This is a genomic window from Flavobacterium macrobrachii (assembly GCF_014486675.1).
Lineage (GTDB): Bacteria > Bacteroidota > Bacteroidia > Flavobacteriales > Flavobacteriaceae > Flavobacterium > Flavobacterium macrobrachii.
The window spans coordinates 36836-54605 of sequence record NZ_JACTAC010000013.1 but is presented as its reverse complement, the minus strand read 5'-3'; the positions used below and the strand labels follow the sequence as shown (position 1 = coordinate 54605).

General features: G+C 33.3%; 19 protein-coding genes. 11 read left to right on the top strand and 8 right to left on the bottom strand.

Going from position 1 to position 17770, the window contains the following annotated elements:
• Positions 1–475: hypothetical protein (locus IAI56_RS04985; RefSeq protein ID WP_222940972.1), on the bottom strand; the 475-nt coding region annotated here is incomplete at its 3' end.
• A 387-nt stretch (positions 476–862) separates the two neighbouring features.
• On the opposite strand from IAI56_RS04985, the gene IAI56_RS04980 reads away from it, so the two are divergent.
• Both IAI56_RS04980 and pepT read left to right on the top strand, forming a co-directional pair.
• Entirely contained in the window at positions 863–1351 is a 489-nt protein-coding gene (locus IAI56_RS04980) for a hypothetical protein (protein ID WP_187656820.1), read from the top strand.
• Between the two features lie 47 nt (positions 1352–1398).
• A complete protein-coding gene (pepT, locus tag IAI56_RS04975) occupies positions 1399–2673 on the top strand; it encodes a peptidase T (protein ID WP_187656819.1) in 1275 nt (424 codons plus the stop codon).
• Positions 2674–2758: 85 nt separating this feature from the next.
• Here the strand turns inward: pepT and yajC are convergent, their stop codons facing one another.
• The 4 genes from yajC to IAI56_RS04955 all read right to left on the bottom strand — a co-directional run bounded on the left by yajC (position 2759) and on the right by IAI56_RS04955 (position 5714).
• Positions 2759–3034: a preprotein translocase subunit YajC gene (gene yajC / locus IAI56_RS04970; RefSeq protein WP_187656818.1), complete on the bottom strand. Its 276-nt coding sequence runs from the start codon at positions 3032–3034 to the stop codon at positions 2759–2761.
• Positions 3035–3060: 26 nt separating this feature from the next.
• Positions 3061–3576, bottom strand: coding sequence for a DUF1573 domain-containing protein (locus tag IAI56_RS04965; protein ID WP_187656817.1), 516 nt, complete (start codon positions 3574–3576; stop codon positions 3061–3063).
• A gap of 12 nt (positions 3577–3588) precedes the next feature.
• Positions 3589–4494 carry a transcription antitermination factor NusB gene (nusB, locus tag IAI56_RS04960; RefSeq protein ID WP_187656823.1) on the bottom strand — a complete coding sequence of 302 codons (906 nt, stop codon included), beginning with the start codon at positions 4492–4494 and terminating at the stop codon, positions 3589–3591.
• A gap of 113 nt (positions 4495–4607) precedes the next feature.
• Positions 4608–5714, bottom strand: a complete 1107-nt coding sequence (locus IAI56_RS04955; protein ID WP_187656816.1) for a Glu/Leu/Phe/Val dehydrogenase dimerization domain-containing protein — start codon at positions 5712–5714, stop codon at positions 4608–4610.
• Positions 5715–5916: 202 nt separating this feature from the next.
• Between IAI56_RS04955 and IAI56_RS04950 the strand changes: the two genes are divergently transcribed.
• From IAI56_RS04950 to IAI56_RS04940, 3 genes are all read left to right on the top strand, one after another.
• Positions 5917–7674, top strand: a complete 1758-nt coding sequence (locus IAI56_RS04950) for an ABC transporter ATP-binding protein (protein WP_187656815.1) — start codon at positions 5917–5919, stop codon at positions 7672–7674.
• Between the two features lie 70 nt (positions 7675–7744).
• Positions 7745–8122, top strand: a complete 378-nt coding sequence (locus tag IAI56_RS04945; protein ID WP_169523297.1) for a PUR family DNA/RNA-binding protein — start codon at positions 7745–7747, stop codon at positions 8120–8122.
• Positions 8123–8186: 64 nt separating this feature from the next.
• Positions 8187–8405 (top strand): hypothetical protein, encoded by a 219-nt coding sequence (locus tag IAI56_RS04940; RefSeq protein WP_187656814.1) that lies wholly within the window; start codon positions 8187–8189, stop codon positions 8403–8405.
• Here the strand turns inward: IAI56_RS04940 and IAI56_RS04935 are convergent.
• On the bottom strand, positions 8402–8752 hold the full coding sequence (locus IAI56_RS04935; protein ID WP_187656813.1) for a tRNA-binding protein: 351 nt from the start codon (positions 8750–8752) through the stop codon (positions 8402–8404). The two genes, IAI56_RS04940 and IAI56_RS04935, sit on opposite strands and share 4 nt — an antisense overlap.
• Before the next feature lie 101 nt (positions 8753–8853).
• On the opposite strand from IAI56_RS04935, the gene glgA reads away from it, so the two are divergent.
• Positions 8854–10080, top strand: a complete 1227-nt coding sequence (gene glgA / locus IAI56_RS04930) for a glycogen synthase (protein WP_187656812.1) — start codon at positions 8854–8856, stop codon at positions 10078–10080.
• Positions 10081–10465: 385 nt separating this feature from the next.
• Complete coding sequence (locus IAI56_RS04925; RefSeq protein WP_187656811.1) at positions 10466–11740, top strand: glucose-1-phosphate adenylyltransferase; 1275 nt, start codon at positions 10466–10468, stop codon at positions 11738–11740.
• 16 nt (positions 11741–11756) lie between these two features.
• Here IAI56_RS04925 and IAI56_RS04920 read toward each other — a convergent pair whose 3' ends face one another.
• Positions 11757–12074: a c-type cytochrome gene (locus tag IAI56_RS04920; protein WP_187656810.1), complete on the bottom strand. Its 318-nt coding sequence runs from the start codon at positions 12072–12074 to the stop codon at positions 11757–11759.
• Between the two features lie 193 nt (positions 12075–12267).
• Positions 12268–13200, bottom strand: coding sequence for a peptidylprolyl isomerase (locus IAI56_RS04915; RefSeq protein WP_187656809.1), 933 nt, complete (start codon positions 13198–13200; stop codon positions 12268–12270).
• Between the two features lie 98 nt (positions 13201–13298).
• Between IAI56_RS04915 and IAI56_RS04910 the strand changes: the two genes are divergently transcribed.
• The 4 genes from IAI56_RS04910 to IAI56_RS04895 all read left to right on the top strand — a co-directional run bounded on the left by IAI56_RS04910 (position 13299) and on the right by IAI56_RS04895 (position 17762).
• The gene (locus IAI56_RS04910; protein WP_187656808.1) at positions 13299–14099 is read left to right on the top strand and encodes a class I SAM-dependent methyltransferase; all 801 of its coding nucleotides are present in this window, start codon (positions 13299–13301) and stop codon (positions 14097–14099) included.
• 16 nt (positions 14100–14115) lie between these two features.
• The gene (gene trmD / locus IAI56_RS04905; protein ID WP_187656807.1) at positions 14116–14790 is read left to right on the top strand and encodes a tRNA (guanosine(37)-N1)-methyltransferase TrmD; all 675 of its coding nucleotides are present in this window, start codon (positions 14116–14118) and stop codon (positions 14788–14790) included.
• Between the two features lie 177 nt (positions 14791–14967).
• Complete coding sequence (gene rplS, locus IAI56_RS04900) at positions 14968–15324, top strand: 50S ribosomal protein L19 (RefSeq protein WP_187656806.1); 357 nt, start codon at positions 14968–14970, stop codon at positions 15322–15324.
• Positions 15325–15542: 218 nt separating this feature from the next.
• The gene (locus IAI56_RS04895; RefSeq protein WP_187656805.1) at positions 15543–17762 is read left to right on the top strand and encodes an NADP-dependent isocitrate dehydrogenase; all 2220 of its coding nucleotides are present in this window, start codon (positions 15543–15545) and stop codon (positions 17760–17762) included.
• Positions 17763–17770: the final 8 nt, after the last annotated feature.

The window sequence follows — 17770 nt, the reverse complement described above, 5'->3', positions numbered from 1 at the left end:
TAGCGCAACTTCGTGCAACAAAAAAACCACCATCAGTTCCTATCCCTTTTCTCTTTTCTCTATTTTCTAAATTCAACCACCACAACTCCATTTTCGTCTTACTCAACTCCATTTCCATCATTCTCAACTCCATTTCCGTCTTACTCAACTCCATTTCCATCATTCTCAATTCCATTTCCGTCTTACTCAACCCCATTTCCATCATTCTCAACTCCATTTCCATCATTCTCAATTCCATTTCCGTCTTACTCAACTCCATTTCCATCATTCTCAATTCCATTTCCACCATTCTCAACTCCATTTCCGTCTTACTCAACTCCATTTCCATCACACACGACTCCTCCGACAACCTCTCCGCCTCGTTCTCCAACCATTCCACCTCGTTCGACAACCTCTCCGCATCGTTCTCCAACCATTCCACCTCGTTCGACAACCTCTCCGCCTTGTTCTCCAACCATTCAGCTTCCTCCGACAACCATTCAGCTTCCTCCGACGAACTCTCCGCCTTGTCCGACAACCTTTACGCCTCGTTCTCCAACCATTCCGCATCGTTCTCCAACCATTCCGCATCCTCCGACAACCATTCAGCTTCCTCCGACGAACTCTCCGCCTTGTCCGACAACCTTTACGCCTCGTTCTCCAACCATTCGCATCCTCCGACAGCCTTTCCGCCTTATCTTCTTACCTCTTGCTTCTTGCTTCTTTCCTCTTGCTTCTTGCTTCTTACCTCTTACTTCTTTCATCAACACATCAAACTATAAAAACAGACCAAAAACCAGCAATAAAAAACGTTTACTAAATGTTAAACCACTTCCTTTTTCTATAAAATTTAAAGAACTTTAAATTTTTAAAACAAAAAAGCATGAAAAAAGTCCTTTTATTCCTAACCATAATAACCCTTGCTGCCTGCAAATCAAAAAAAACAACCCTAGACAACAGCAACAACCCCACAGAAACTACCACCACAGAAACCATCAGTACAATTGCACCAAACGAAGTGGACAAAATAAAGAGCGATAGAGCCTACAACCTGGGCACTCGCCTACTCGAAACCTGCAATACCTCAACCTTCAAAGCCTTTTCTAAATCCGAAGCTACAGATAAAGTCATTGCAAACGCTACACCACAAAAAATAGCCACTACCTGCAAAAAAATAAACCAACGCAACGGTAAATTCCTTGGATTAAAGCTTCTCGACATAAAACACAACAAAATCCTCGACGAATATACCTTTCGCTATGATATAAACTATGAAAAAAAACTTTACAAACGAGAACTATATGTAGTTGTAAATGCCCAAAACAAAGTATCCGCTATCAATACAAAAGAAGTAAAACCAACCCCATTTTAAATGCAGTCTAAAGTGATTTTAATTATCTTTGCTAAAAACAATTTACAATGCAAGATATTATCAATCGCTTCATCAGTTATGTAACCATCGATACTGAATCGGATCCAAATTCAACAACAACACCAAGCACAGAAAAACAATGGAATTTAGCCCATAAACTAGTCGAAGAACTAAAAGTCATCGGCTTGGAAGACGTTACCATTGACAAACATTCCTATGTTATGGCAACTTTACCTTCTAATGTTGAACACGAAGTTCCAACGATTGGTTTCGTGGCTCATTTTGACACAACTCCCGATTTTACGGGTGCCAATGTTCAACCCCAAGTCATTGAAAACTATGATGGTGGCGATATTCTTTTAAACAAAGAAAACAACATCGTGCTTTCGCCAAACTACTTTAAAGATTTACTACAATACAAAGGACAAACGCTAATCACCACCAATGGTTTAACACTTCTAGGCGCCGATGACAAAGCCGGAATTACCGAAATTGTTACCGCAATGGAATTCCTAATCAACAATCCTGAAATCAAACACGGAAAAATCAGAATTTGCTTCACTCCTGATGAAGAAATTGGTCGCGGTGCCGATTTATTTGACGTAGAAAAATTTGGTGCCGAATGGGCTTACACCATGGACGGAAGCCAAATTGGCGAATTGGAATATGAAAATTTCAATGCCGCTGGAGTGAAAATAACTTTCAAAGGAAAATCGGTTCATCCTGGTTATGCCAAAGGAAAAATGATTAATTCGATGCTAATTGCCAATGATTTTATCAACGAATTACCAAAAGGCGAAACACCACAAGAAACCAAAGGTTATGATGGTTTTTTCCACGTTACTGGACTAACAGGAAGCATTGAAGAAACAAAATTGGAATTAATCATTCGTGACCACGACATGAAAAAGTTCACTAAGCGAAAAGAATTGGTTCATAAAATTGTCAAGAAAATCAACAAAGAATACAAAAAACAATTTGGCGAAGACATTGCAATCTGCGAAATCAAAGATCAGTATTACAACATGAAAGAAAAAGTTGAACCTGTAATGTTCATAGTTGATTTAGCTGAAAAAGCTATGAAAAGCTTAGGCATAAAACCATTAATAAAACCAATCCGTGGCGGAACTGACGGTTGTCGATTATCTTATATGGGATTACCTTGTCCAAACATTTTTGCTGGCGGACATAATTTCCACGGAAAATACGAATATGTTCCGGTAGAAAGTATGCAAAAAGCAGTAGAAGTAATTGTGAAAATTGCGCAACTAACCGCAACAACTGATTTTTCTAAAAAGAAGAAGAGTAAAAAGAAAAAATAAATCTTTCGTTTATTTTAAAATAAAAAAATCCCAAATTCCATATCTTTACTTGGAATTTGGGATTTTAAATTTTGAATTTATATACTTATGCTTTCTTATTCAAAGCAGCAGTTAATTCTAATGAAATAGCTGAACGTTCCATTTTTAATTTTCCAGACATGGTTTCAATAACTACAGTTGTTTCTGCTAATTCGGAAACTTTTCCGTGAAGTCCGCTTTTAGTGATGATTTTATCACCTACTTTTAAAGACGATTCAAATTCTTTTTCTTGTTTTATTTTCTTTTGTTGTGGTCTAATCATAAAGAAGTACATCACCACGATGATTAATAAAAAAGGCAAAAATTGTTGTAAATTTTCCATAATTGTTTGTTTTAATAAATAGCTTATTAACCAGCTACTTTAATAGTTGTTTTTATTGTTAATAATTCTGTACCTTTTTCTGTATTACAAATTATTGTAATTGTTTTCGAAGTTTTACCAACTTTTCTTGCTGAATCAAAGGTAACTTTAATTTTCCCTGTATCGCCTGGTTTAATATATTCATTTTTAGGATATTCTGGAACTGTACAACCGCATGAAGCCTTTGCATCAGCAATAATCAAATTGGCTTCGCCTGTATTAGTGAATTCAAAAGTATGCTCTACTTTATCACCTTGCTCAATATCTCCAAAATCAAATTCGGTTTCTTTAAACGTAATTACGGGATATTTACCATCTACTGGTTTTGGAAATTTTATACTCTGATTTTGAAAATCTTCAGAAGTTGTTTTACCACTTCCATTGACTACAGGCTGTTCTTGTTGAACATTTGAATTAGCTTCATCAGCTTTATTTTCATTTTTACATGATGCTCCTAAAATTGCTAAACTAAAAACAGCAATTATTCTAATTTTTCTTAACATAATAATATTTATTTATAATAAACCTCTTCCTGATTTTTTCATTTTACCGTCATTGGTAAAATCTTTTACTAAATTATCCAAAATTCCGTTGATGAAAATACTACTTTTTGGTGTTGAATATTCTTTAGCTAATTCAAGATATTCATTAATGGTAACTTTTACAGGAATGGATGGAAACTTCAAAAACTCACAAATTGCCATCTTCAAAATAATGGTATCGATTTCAGCAATTCGTTCCGAATCCCAATTTGGTGTTTTATCGATATATTCCTTTGCTAATTCTATTTCGTTTAGCACTGTTTTTCGGAATAAAAGACTAACAAACTCTTTGTCTTCTTGGTCTTTATACAATTTTGGCACTCTAAATTCGTCGCCTTCTTTAATTTGACGCAATTGTTTTTGAATTTGAGTATTTACCATTGGTATATCATCAATCCAAGTTAGTTTATTGTCTTCCAAATATTCGTATAATTTATCATTTGGCGCAATAACTTCAGTAAATAAGTCAACTACAAACTGCTTGTCTTCTTCAAAAGTTGAAGTTTTGGTTTGCATATAATTTTGATACAATTCACTTTTTTTAACTTCATTTAATAAAATCAAAATATAGTCATCGTTCATCGACCAGTTATTGATTTTTCTAGTTTCAAGTGAAATACTAATGGAGTTGCTTTCTTCTAAAATTTGAAGAACAGCATTATTGATAAACTTTTTATTAGGATTTTTTTCTTCGGGTGTTGCAAGGTGTTTTTTACTTGAAGTTTCAAGAAAAACAACTTCCTTTTTTTTAATTTCAATCAATGAAGAAACCATTATAAGATATAAATCGAGAATGTTATCAATGCTATGATACAAGAATTTCTCTTCTTTTTCTATTTCATCTGAATTTTTTTGATGCATTGCATAAATAGATTGCATCACTTTTACACGAATATGTCTTCTGTTTAACACCTGTAAGAACTTTTAAAAATTAACAACGCGAAAGAAAATCTTTCGCGTTGCAAAAATAGTATTATTTTAAAAAACTACCGTTATTTAGTAGCGTTTTCTTTTCTTCTTTGTTCAATTCTGTTTTCAGCAATTTGCATAGCAGCTTGTTGCGTAGTCATATTGTTTACATCTGCAAAATTGAAAATTTCTAAAGTTGTATTATAGATGTTTTCAGTTCTTCTAATCGCTTCACCTTCTTGGTATTTCACGATTTCACCATACACATTGATAATTCCTCCAGCGTTAATCAAGAAATCTGGTGCATAAGCAATTCCTCTTTCTCTAAGGATTTTTCCGTGAACTGATTCTACAGCCAACTGATTGTTTGCAGCACCAGCAATTACTTTTGCATTGATTTTATATACGGTATCGTCATTAATTGTTGCTCCTAAAGCACATGGCGAATAAATATCAACATCAGCACTGTACAAATCAGCACCTGTAAATATTTTGGCACCATAGTTAGAAACCATGTTTTCCATTTTATCTTGGTGAATATCCGAAACAAAAACCTCTGCTCCTTCTTTTCTTAAATAGCTAATCAAAGTTTCACCAACATGTCCTGTTCCTTGAACTAAAACTTTTTTTCCTCCAAGGTTATCAGAACCAAATTGGTATTTAGCTGCAGCTTTCATTCCCATATAAACACCATAAGCTGTTACTGGAGAAGGATTTCCTGAACCGCCTTTTTCAACCGAAATACCTGTTACATGATTAGTAACCAAGCTAATTCTGTCCATATCTTCGGTAGTTGTTCCAACGTCTTCTGCAGTGATGTATTTTCCGCTTAATGAATTCACAAATTCACCAAACTTTGTAATCATTTCTGGAGTTTTATCTAGTTTAGAGTCGCCAATGATAACGGCCTTTCCACCACCAAGATTTAAACCTGTAATTGCTGATTTATAAGTCATTCCACGAGAAAGTCGTAATACATCATTCAAAGCTTCCCATTCATTTGCATATTTCCACATTCTTGTTCCGCCCAAAGCTGGTCCCATAACTGTATTATGAATACCAATTATTGCCTTTAAACCCGTATCTTTGTCATGACAAAAAACAATTTGCTCGTGATTATCAAATGATAATTGTCCAAATACTGGATCCATTTTTTTTAACTCGACTGGGGTTGTAATTTCTGAAGTCATAAAAATTTAATTAAATTGGTATTTTTAGCATTTCCTAAAAACAATAGGCAAATTTAGCATTTTATTCAATAAAATGCATTCATATCGATAATAATTATGAATTTGTTAGTAAAATCAACAATAAATACGAATTTAATATTTATATTTTTAATATAATTTTAACTGTTTTTAATTAATTTTATTAGATTTTCGCCATAAAAAGATGAAAGAACTTCAATATCTAAATAAATATTTTATCAAATACAAATACCACTTCCTTTTAGGTATTTTTATTACAATAGTAGCACAAATTTTTTCGCTGTTTACACCAAAGCTTATCAGTAGCTCTTTTAAAGCAATTGAAGATTTCAATAAAAATAATGTTGGGACCGATGTAATTAAAGTAGAATTAATCAACAACATTCTTTTAATAGTTGGCACAACTTTGGTTGCTGGAGTTTTGACTTTTTTGATGCGCCAAACCTTAATTGTAATGTCGCGTCACGTAGAATTTGACCTAAAAAACGAAGTCTTCAAACATTATGAAGAGTTAGACCAAAACTTCTATAAACGCAATAGAACTGGCGATTTAATGAGTAGAATTAGTGAAGATGTTGGGAAAGTTAGAATGTATGTTGGACCAGCGGTGATGTACACGATTAACACTGTAATTCGTTTTGCCATCGTGATAATTTATATGTATAATGTTTCGCCAAGATTAACATTATATACTATTTTGCCTTTGCCACTATTATCGTATATTATATTCAAACTTAGTACTGAAATCAACGTTAGAAGTACAACTTTCCAACAATATTTATCCAAAATATCGAGTTTTACCCAAGAAATTTTCTCTGGAGTTCGAGTAGTTAAAGCCTATGCATTAGAAAATCAATACCAAAAAAACATGGTCGATTTGGCTAACGAAAGTAAAACCAAAAGCATGGATTTAGCTAAAGTACAATCGCTTTTTGGTCCGTTGATGATTGCATTGATTGGTGTTAGTAATTTAGTGGTTATCTATTTTGGTGGAATGATGTACATTGATGGAACGATAAAAAGCATTGGAACCATTGCCGAATTTATTCTCTACGTAAACATGTTAACTTGGCCAGTTGCTTCTATCGGTTGGGTTTCATCATTAGTTCAAGAAGCTGAAGCATCACAAAAAAGAATTAACGAATTTCTAAAAGTGCAACCTGAAATAAAGAATAAAACCACCGAAAACTCAATCATTAATGGTGAAATTCAATTTAAAAACGTGACTTTTACCTATGAAGATACCGAAATTACAGCATTGGATAACATTTCGTTTACCATTAAAAAAGGAGAAACTTTAGCCGTTTTAGGCAAAACGGGTTCTGGAAAATCAACATTACTTTCGTTAATAACTAGAATGTATGATATTAAAAATGGAAACATTTTAATAGACAAAAAAAATATCGACCAAGTCAATTTATATGATTTACGGAACAGCATTGGAATTGTTCCTCAAGATGCTTTTTTATTTTCAGATAGTATCAAGAATAACATCAAATTTGGAAAAGAGAATGCTACCGATGAAGAAGTGTTTACTGCTGCAAAACAAGCCGTTGTTCACGATAATATCATGAATTTCAACAACCAATATGAAACTGTTCTTGGCGAAAGAGGAATTACACTTTCTGGCGGACAAAAACAGCGTGTTTCTATTGCCAGAGCAATTATCAAAAATCCTGAAATTCTCCTTTTTGACGATTGTCTATCGGCTGTTGATACTGAAACCGAAGAACAAATTTTGAACAACTTACTTCAAATTTCTAAAGATAAAACTACAATTATTGTTAGCCACAGAGTTTCATCTGCTAAAAATGCGGATAAAATCATTATTCTCGACGAAGGAAAAATTATCCAAGAAGGTTCTCATAATCAATTAATAAACGAAGAAGGTTATTATGCCGAGCTTTATTTGAAACAACTTTCGGAAAAAGAATTAAATTAAATGTTGCTTGGTAACAAAAAATTTACCATTTTTGAACAATACAGAAACACAATTAATTGACCGAAAGAATATGAGAGAAAATGATATGTTAGAAAAAGATGAAATTTTTTCTAAAGTTTTAAGAGCAGGAAGAAGAACTTATTTCTTTGATGTAAGAGCCACAAAAGCCGACGATTATTATGTAACCATTACCGAAAGTAAAAAATTTACAGAAGAAGATGGTTCGTTTCATTTCAAAAAACACAAAATCTATTTGTACAAAGAAGATTTTGCAGCATTTACTGAAATATTAGGCGAAATGACATCGTATGTTTTAAATCAAAAAGGCGAAGAAGTAATTTCTGAAAGGCACCAAAAAGACTTCAAAAAAGAATATTATCAAGAAACTACAAGCGAAACTACCGCTTCTGAAAAAAGTTTTACCGATATCGATTTTGACGATATTTAAAATATAAATTTAACCGCAAAAGCCCAAAATAGTAATTTTTGGGCTTTTTTTTCAACATATCATTATGCAAAAAATTCTAGCGTTTCTAAACAAACACAGCATCATTATCAATTCGATTTGTATTGCTTTTTGGATTTACATCATTTATGAAAATTACCAAGTTGCCAAAGCCGAAAACTCAATGGATGAACGAAAAAGTTACTTTATAGTTCCAGTGCTTTTTATTCTATTATCCATTTTCAATATGTATATGGCACAAAAAAGAAAAAATAGACAGAACTAACCTATTCTCAGTCCATTTTCAACTTTTATATCCGAAGTCAACAAAACAATATCATTATTATCTCCAACAGAACCTAAAACCAAGCATTCGCTCATAAATGTTCCAATTTGTTTTCTAGGAAAATTGACAACGGCTATAATTTGCTTTCCAACCAAATCTTCTTTAGTATATCGTTTTGTGATTTGTGCTGAAGATTTTTTTTTTCCAATTGCCGAACCAAAATCAATCAACAATTGAAAAGCAGGTTTTCTAGCTTCGGGGAAATCATTTACTTCTAAAATGGTTCCAATACGCATTTCTACTCGTTCAAATTCTGACCATTGCAATGGCGTTTCAATTGCATTCATTTTATAATCTTTTTCTAATTAGTTTTTAACATAAAACCCAATACTTTTTTGTACATTTAGATTTTCTGATACAATATAGTAAACCTTTTTATGTTTTCAGTATGAAAATAGCCCTTTTCACCAATGAATTTCCGCCTAATATTTATGGTGGCGCAGGTGTTCACATCGATTTTTTAAGCCACGAATTAAAGAAACTTGCCCAAGTAGAAGTTCGCTGTTTTGGTAATCAAAAAGAACAAACAAACCAACTCAATGTGTTAGGAGTTCAACCTTCATTAAACGTAATGAATGACGAAAATAATCCGCACATTAAAATGTTTCAAAACTTGAGCCGCAATGTAGAAATGGCGCAACATACCTTAGAAGCTGATGTTATTCATTGTCATACTTGGTACACGCATTTGGCCGGAATTTTTTCGAGAGAATTAGTGCAATCGCCATTAATTTTAACCACGCACAGTTTAGAAACGCATCGACCATGGAAAGTAGAACAACTCGGCAACGGATATTTTCTTTCCCGATGGATTGAAAATCATGCATACAATACCGCCGACGGAATTATTGCTGTAAGCGAACAAATGAAAACCGATGTGGTTGAAGCCTATGGCGTTTCTCCCGAAAAAGTTACGGTAATTCATAACGGTATTGATCCTGAGTTTTATAAACCAACGTATGATAACAATTTATTAGTCGAATTAGGAATAAATCCAGCTGTTCCGTTTGTACTTTTCGTTGGGAGAATTACTCGTCAAAAAGGAATTTCACAACTCATTGAAGCGGCACAATATTTCGACAAAAACTGTCAAATTGTACTTTGTGCTGGTGCGCCAGACACGCCAGAAATTGCAGCAGAAACCGAAGCATTAATTTCGAAACTGAAATCAAATCGTGATGGAGTTATTTTAATCTCGGAAATGTTGCCAAGAGAAAAAATCAAGGTTTTGTATAGTCATGCACGAGTTTTTGCTTGTCCATCGCTGTATGAACCGTTTGGCATTATCAATTTGGAAGCGATGTCGTGTGAAACGCCAGTGGTTGGAAGTGCTGTTGGCGGCATTCCTGAAATCATTGTTGAGAATGAAACGGGATATTTAATTCCGTTGGAAAGTATTTCAAGAACCGATTTTAATCCAAAAAATCCAGAAGCATTTCAAAGAAATTTTGCCGAAAAAATAAATCGTTTATTGGCTGATGAGGATTTAGCTACCGCAATGGGAAAAGCCGGAAGACATAGAGTTTTAGAAAAATTCAGCTGGGAATCGATAGCAAAAACAACTTATAGTTATTATGAGGAAGTGATTGGTAGATTTGAGAAAGAAAAGGCGTAAAGAGTGATTAGTGAAGAGTGATTAGTGAAGAGTGAAGAGTGAGGAGTAAGGAGTAAAATTTAATGTTAAAAAGTAAGAATACAACATTAAAAACTAAGAATATAACATTAAAAAGTAAGAATACAATTGTAAATTCATCGAATTTATGTTTCAAGATTACAAATTGATGATTAATTAGTGTCAATTTATTATGGAAGTTTGTTGATTGATGAATGACCATTTCAATTTAAGACTACCGATCGCAACCCGACTTGAACGGAGCTCTTTTTATCTTTTCTTTTTTTGAAAAGATAAAAAAGCGGGAGTGGAAGGCGGAATAGTTGCCCAAAAAATAAAAAATTAATAAAGAGGATGGTTTTTTTAGTTCCTCATAATGACATAGAAAATGATAAATAAATCAACATTAGCCATTATTCTTGGTGGCGGACAAGGTTCAAGATTGGCACCATTAACAGAAAGTCGTTCAAAACCAGCTGTTCCCATTGCTGGAAAATACCGTTTGGTTGACATTCCGATTTCTAATTGTATCAATTCCGATATTAAACGAATGTTTGTTTTGACGCAATTTAATTCGGCTTCATTAAACCAACACATTAAAAACACGTATCATTTTAGCCATTTCAGTACGGCTTTTGTGGATATTCTAGCTGCCGAACAAACGCCAGATAATCCAACTTGGTTTCAAGGAACTGCAGATGCTGTTAGACAATGTATGACACATTTTTTAAACCATGATTTTGATTATGCTTTGATACTTTCGGGAGATCAATTATATCAAATGGATTTTAATGAAATGATTAAAGCGCATCATGATTCTGGTGCTTCGATTTCTATTGCTACATTGCCTGTAACGGCAAAAGAAGCTCCGGAATTTGGAATTTTGAAAACCGATGCGGAAAATTTTATTACGTCGTTTATTGAAAAACCAAAAGCGGATTTATTGCCACAATGGACATCGGAAGTTAGTGAAGAATCCAAGGCGGAAGGCAAACACTATTTAGCCTCGATGGGAATTTATATCTTCAATAGGGATTTGTTGGTGGAATTGATGAAAAATCAAGAAACGAAAGATTTTGGTAAAGAAATTATTCCGCAAGCTATTGGAAAACAAAAAATATTGAGCTATCAATATGAAGGTTATTGGACTGATATTGGGAACATCGATTCGTTTTTTGAAGCTAATTTAGGTTTGACAGATGACATTCCGAAATTCAATTTATTTGATAATTCGAGTAAAATTTATACTCGTGCAAGGGTTTTGCCACCATCAAAAATTACGGGTGCTTCAACTATTGACAAATCGGTTATTGCCGAAGGTTGTATCATAAATGGTGTTACGGTAGAACATTCGGTTATCGGAATTAGAAGCCGAATTGGATATGGTTCAACCATAATTAATTCTTATCTTATGGGTAATGATTATTATCAAAATCTTGAAGAAATCAGAACTAATGATATGAATAACATCATCAATATCGGTATAGGTGAACGTTGTTTTATTAACAACACTATCGTAGATAAAAATTGTAGAATTGGTAATGATGTTCGATTGAACGGCGGAAAACATCTAGAAGATACAAATACGGATTTATATACTGTAAAAGACGGAATTATTGTGGTTAAAAAAGGTGCTGTTTTGCCGAATGGATTTAGTGTTTAAAAACTAATTATGCTGTTTATTGAGAATTAGCTGTTAAATATTTATAAATTTTCTCTCTATCAACATCTGTAATACCTGCCTCTTTTTGCATTCGATATACTATTGGTGACCATTGAGAAGCGGTGAAACGATTAGGTTCAAATAATTCGTGACATTTATTACAATTATTTTCATATAACATTTTACCCTCGGTTAATTCAGTATCCAGAATTGTCGCAAAAGCCATAACTTTTGGTTCTTCTTTTTTAGCCACTTCTGTTGGAACACTTGATTTTGTAGCACAGGAATAAATTATTAGAGATAAAATCGAGAGTAAAGTAATTTTTAATTTCATGATTTATTGGTTTTTAAGTTAAAGTAAAACTATAAAAAAACCCGACAGAAGTTCTATCGGGTAGAATTATTAAGTAAAAATTAAGTAAATTATTAATCTTCTATCCTATTTTTCACTTGTATTAAATATATAAAAAATATCCCAAACCGTTCAGCTTTGGGATATTTAAAATTTAATATTTGAATATTTAATATTACTTCACATCCATCAATTCTACATCAAAAATTAATGTAGCATTTGGTGGAATTACACCTCCAGCACCAGCTGAACCATAGGCTAAATAAGATGGTATAACAAAACGAGCTTTATCGCCTACTTTTAAAAGAGCAATACCTTCATCCCAACCTTCAATAACATGACCTTTTCCTAATGGAAATTCGATTGGTTTTTTTCTAGGATAAGAAGAATCGAAAGTTTTACCATTATCTAATTGTCCTGTGTAATGAACTGAAACTGTTTTTCCTTTTTCAGCTTGTTTTCCGTTACCATTTTGGATTAATTTATAACGCAATCCGCTTTCCGTTTTTTCAAAACCAGCAGCTAACTTCTCCATGGCTTCTTCGGCTTGCTTTTTTGCCTCTTCAATTCTCCTTAAACGTGAACCTTCAAAAGTTCTAAACGCTTCGATAGCATTCCATTTTTCAGCTTCTTCACCAACTCTAACAATTTCAAGAGTTTCTAAAACATCACCTTGAGCTACAGCATCAACAACTTCTTGTCCTTCAACAACATGACCAAAAACAGTATGCTTATTATCCAGCCAATTGGTTGGAACATGCGTTATAAAAAACTGAGAACCGTTACTTGCTGGTCCAGAATTTGCCATTGATAAAACTCCTGGTCTATCGTGTTTTAACGAAGGATGAAATTCATCATCAAAACTATAACCTGGTCCGCCAGTTCCAATACCTTGAGGACAACCACCTTGAATCATAAAATCAGGAATTACTCTGTGAAATTTTAATCCGTCGTAATATTGTTTTCCCATCGGACGAGCTGAATTTTCTAATTGTCCTTCTGCTAAACCAACAAAATTACCAACTGTTCCTGGAGTTAAATCGTGAGTTAGTTTTACTAAAATTGAACCTTTCGAGGTGTTGAATTTTGCGTATATTCCGTTTTCCATTGTATTTTTTTAAAAATTTTGGTGCAAATTTACGAATAAAATTCATTAGAAACTATTTCCAAAACTGTACATTTGGCTAAATAATCAATTTGAAGACAATGAAAAATACGGATAATTATATTGAACTAAACAAACAAACTTGGAACAATAAAACAGACGTTCACATTACCTCTGAATTTTATGATAACGAAAGTTTTCTGAAGGGAAAATCAACATTAAACGATATTGAATTAGAACTTCTTGGCGATGTTTCTGGTAAAAAGATTTTGCATTTGCAATGTCATTTTGGTCAAGATACTTTGTCATTAGCACGACTTGGAGCAACCGTTACAGGACTAGATTTATCGGATAAAGCTATTGAAAAAGCTACTGAAATGGCAACAAAATTAAAGCTCGATGCAAATTTTGTCTGTTGCAACATCTATGATGCTATGGATTATATCAATGAAAAATTTGATATTGTTTTTACAAGTTATGGAACAATTGGTTGGTTTCCTGATCTAGATAAATGGGCAAAAATCGTTTCACACTTTCTACACCCAAAAGGTCAATTTATCATAGCTGATTTTCATCCTGTAGTTTGGATGTTTGACAACGATTTCAAAGAAGTGTTTTATAATTATTTTAATGTTGAACCAATTATTGAAGACGAATCTGGAACTTACGCTGATAGAAGTTCCGAGATTTCATCACAAACAGTTACATGGAACCATCCAACAAGTGAAATTTTAAATGCTTTGATACAATCGGGTTTAGAAATCAATTCATTCAATGAATATGACTATTCTCCGTATAATTGTTTTAATGAAACCGAAGAATTTGCACCAAATAAATACAGAATTAAACATTTAGAAAATAAAATTCCAATGGTATATTCTATTTTGGCAACCAAAAAGTAAAACTTATCTTTGCCCAATGCGAATAGATATTATCACCATATTACCTGATTTATTACGAAGTCCTTTTGAAGGTTCGATTATGAAACGTGCTATCGATAAAGGATTAGTGGAAGTTCATTTTCATAATTTAAGAGATTACACAACCAACAAACAAAAATCGGTTGACGATTATCCGTTTGGTGGTGGAGCTGGAATGGTAATGAATATTCAACCAATCGATGATTGTATTGCGCATTTAAAATCTCAAAGAAACTACGATGAAGTAATTTACATGTCACCTGACGGTGAAACTTTAAACCAGAAAATGGCAAACACAGCTTCCATGTATGAAAATATCATCATTCTTTGTGGACATTACAAAGGTGTGGATCAACGTGTTCGCGACCATTTAATAACCAAAGAAATCTCTATTGGTGATTATGTTCTTTCTGGTGGCGAAATTGGTGCCATTGTTTTCTGTGATGCTATCATTAGACTAATTCCAGGTGTTTTATCAGATGAAACTTCGGCTTTGACGGATAGTTTTCAAGACGGATTGCTTTCTGGACCAATTTATACAAGACCTGCAGATTATAAAGGTTGGAAAGTTCCTGAGATTTTGACTAGCGGACATTTTGCCAAAATAGAAAAATGGCGCGAAGATATGGCGTATGAACACACAAAAAATAGAAGGCCTGATTTGTTGGAATAGTCACAGTTGGCAGTCGCAGTTGGCAGTATGAAATTGTGAAAACTCAAAACTGCGACTGAAAACTAAAATAAAAGTTGTAATATCAAATAAAAGTTATAAATTTGCACCCACATTTGACCAACCTCTGGCGAAAACCGTGAATGTTGCTCAGATTTTAAACCATAATAGTCAAAAAAAATGGCAAATTTAGTAGATTTCGTTAACAACGAATTATCAACAAGAAAAGATTTCCCTGAATTCGGAGCTGGTGATACAATCACAGTTTACTACGAAATTAAAGAGGGTGAAAAAACAAGAACTCAGTTTTTCAAAGGAGTTGTAATCCAAAGAAAAGGAACTGGAGCTACTGAAACTTTTACAATCCGTAAAATGTCTGGTGCTGTTGGTGTAGAGCGTATCTTCCCAGTTAATATGCCAGCTTTACAAAAGGTTGAAGTGAACCAAAGAGGTAAAGTTCGTAGAGCTAGAATTTACTACTTCAGAGAACTTACTGGTAAAAAAGCAAAAATCAAAGAAAGAAGATACAAAAATTAATTCTTTCTTTATTTCTTATAAAAATCTTCTTGTTCAACACAAGAAGATTTTTTTTTTGACAAAAAAGCACTAGCATTTTACGAAAATCATAATTTAAACTTCAATTTTTGATAAATCATCAATTTTAATGATTTGTATAGCAATTTTACAACTAAATATACCTCAATTTCATATATTTGCGTACTACACATTTTTTCAGAAACTTATAAACAAAAATAATGTCAGATTCTAAAATTATTTATACCATTACGGATGAAGCGCCAATGCTTGCAACACATTCGCTACTTCCAATTATTCAAGCCTTCACAAAACCTGCAGGAATTTCAGTTGAAACAAGAGATATTTCATTAGCAGGAAGAATTTTGGCGAATTTTCCAGAATATTTAAACGACAATCAAAAACAATCGGATGATTTAGCTGAGTTAGGACTTTTGGCAACAACTCCAGAAGCAAAAATTATAAAATTACCAAATATCTCAGCTTCGGTTCCTCAACTTAAAGATGCGATAAAAGAATTACAATCCAAAGGTTATAAAATTCCTGATTTTCCAGAAGATGCTCAAACCGATGAAGAAAAAATAGTTAAAGTAAAATATGCAAAAGTTTTAGGTTCGGCAGTAAATCCAGTTCTTCGTGAAGGAAATTCAGATAGACGTGCACCAAAAGCGGTTAAAAACTATGCCAAGAAAAATCCACACAAAATGGGTGTTTGGAGTCCCGATAGTAAAACCGAAGTAGCTCACATGGAAACAGGTGATTTTTTTGGAACTGAAAATTCTACTACGATTGATAACGATACTAAATATAAAATTGTTTTCACAAGCAAAGCAGGACAAACTAAAGTTTTAAAAGATTTAGCTAACCTAAAAGCCGGCGAAGTAATTGATAGTTCAGTAATGAATATGAATGCTTTGAAAGTTTATGCAAAAAAAACAATTTCTGAGGCAAAAGCTAAAGATGTAATGCTGTCCGTTCATCTGAAATCAACGATGATGAAGGTTTCTGATCCAATTATTTTTGGTGCAATTGTAGAAGCGTATTTTGAAGAAGTTTACACTAAATATTCAGAAACTTTTAAAGCATTAGATATAACTCCCGATTATGGTTTGCAAGATTTGTACAATAAAATTGCAGGACATTCTCTAGAAACTGAAATTAAACAAGCAATTTCAGATGCTATTACCAATGGACCAAGAATTGCTATGGTAAATAGCGATAAAGGAATTACAAATTTCCATGTTTCTTCAGATGTTATTGTTGATGCATCAATGGCTGCATTAGCAAGAAATGGAGGGAAAATGTGGAATGCAGAAGGAAAAGAAGAAGACACAATTGCCATGATTCCGGATCGTTCTTATGCTGGATTTTATAGCGCTTGCATTGAAGAAATGAAGAAAAATGGTGCCTTGGATCCAAAAACAATTGGTTCTGTTCCAAATGTAGGCTTGATGGCACAAAAAGCAGAAGAATATGGTTCGCACGATAAAACATTTCAACTTTCTGAAGATGGATTAGTAACAATTGAAACTGAAAACGGTACAGTTTTACTATCGCAAACTGTTTCTGTTGGCGATATATTTAGAATGTGTCAAACTAAAGATGCGCCAATTCAAGATTGGGTAAAACTAGCCGTAAACAGAGCGAAATTATCCGATACAACTGCTATTTTTTGGTTAGATAAAGATAGAGCTCACGATAGAGAAATTATCAAAAAAGTTGAAAAATACTTAAAAGATTTTGATACAAATGGACTGGATATTCGCATCATGGATGTAAAAGATGCAATGACAGAAACGTTACGAATTATTAGAACTGGCAAAGATGTAATTTCAGTTTCAGGAAATGTATTGCGTGATTATCTAACTGATTTATTTCCGATTTTAGAATTAGGAACATCAGCAAAGATGCTTTCAATCGTTCCATTGATGAATGGCGGTGGATTATTCGAAACTGGTGCTGGTGGTTCTGCTCCAAAACACGTAGAACAATTTATAGAAGAAGGATATTTGCGTTGGGATTCTTTAGGAGAATTTTTAGCATTACAAGCTTCTTTAGAACATTTGGCTCAAACCTTAAATAATTCTAAAGCACAAGTTTTAGCAGATACATTAGATGAAGCGAATGCTAAATTCTTAGACAATGATAAATCTCCGGCTAGAAAAGTTGGACAATTAGACAACAGAGGTTCGCATTTTTATTTGGCTCTATATTGGGCGCAAGCTTTGGTTAACCAAAATAATGATGCCGAATTAAAAGCTATCTTCACTCCTATTGCCAATGATTTAAGCGCAAACGAAGCATCGATAAATCAAGAACTTATTGATGCACAAGGAAAACCTCAAAACATTGATGGTTATTACAAACCAGTTGAAAGTTTGTTAAACAAAGCCATGAAACCTAGTGAAAAACTCAATGGTATTTTAGCTCAGTTAAACTAAAACTTTAT

Coding starts and splice junctions, on each gene's coding strand:
- pepT (WP_187656819.1), top strand. CDS start 1,399: ATGCAAGATATTATCAATCGCTTCATCAGTTATGTAACCATCGATACT.
- IAI56_RS04935 (WP_187656813.1), bottom strand. CDS start 8,752: ATGAATGCAATTGAAACGCCATTGCAATGGTCAGAATTTGAACGAGTA.
- IAI56_RS04910 (WP_187656808.1), top strand. CDS start 13,299: ATGAAAAATACGGATAATTATATTGAACTAAACAAACAAACTTGGAAC.
- trmD (WP_187656807.1), top strand. CDS start 14,116: ATGCGAATAGATATTATCACCATATTACCTGATTTATTACGAAGTCCT.
- IAI56_RS04980 (WP_187656820.1), top strand. CDS start 863: ATGAAAAAAGTCCTTTTATTCCTAACCATAATAACCCTTGCTGCCTGC.
- IAI56_RS04965 (WP_187656817.1), bottom strand. CDS start 3,576: ATGTTAAGAAAAATTAGAATAATTGCTGTTTTTAGTTTAGCAATTTTA.
- yajC (WP_187656818.1), bottom strand. CDS start 3,034: ATGGAAAATTTACAACAATTTTTGCCTTTTTTATTAATCATCGTGGTG.
- IAI56_RS04955 (WP_187656816.1), bottom strand. CDS start 5,714: ATGACTTCAGAAATTACAACCCCAGTCGAGTTAAAAAAAATGGATCCA.
- rplS (WP_187656806.1), top strand. CDS start 14,968: ATGGCAAATTTAGTAGATTTCGTTAACAACGAATTATCAACAAGAAAA.
- IAI56_RS04945 (WP_169523297.1), top strand. CDS start 7,745: ATGAGAGAAAATGATATGTTAGAAAAAGATGAAATTTTTTCTAAAGTT.
- IAI56_RS04920 (WP_187656810.1), bottom strand. CDS start 12,074: ATGAAATTAAAAATTACTTTACTCTCGATTTTATCTCTAATAATTTAT.
- IAI56_RS04895 (WP_187656805.1), top strand. CDS start 15,543: ATGTCAGATTCTAAAATTATTTATACCATTACGGATGAAGCGCCAATG.
- IAI56_RS04915 (WP_187656809.1), bottom strand. CDS start 13,200: ATGGAAAACGGAATATACGCAAAATTCAACACCTCGAAAGGTTCAATT.
- glgA (WP_187656812.1), top strand. CDS start 8,854: ATGAAAATAGCCCTTTTCACCAATGAATTTCCGCCTAATATTTATGGT.
- nusB (WP_187656823.1), bottom strand. CDS start 4,494: ATGCAATCTATTTATGCAATGCATCAAAAAAATTCAGATGAAATAGAA.
- IAI56_RS04925 (WP_187656811.1), top strand. CDS start 10,466: ATGATAAATAAATCAACATTAGCCATTATTCTTGGTGGCGGACAAGGT.
- IAI56_RS04950 (WP_187656815.1), top strand. CDS start 5,917: ATGAAAGAACTTCAATATCTAAATAAATATTTTATCAAATACAAATAC.
- IAI56_RS04940 (WP_187656814.1), top strand. CDS start 8,187: ATGCAAAAAATTCTAGCGTTTCTAAACAAACACAGCATCATTATCAAT.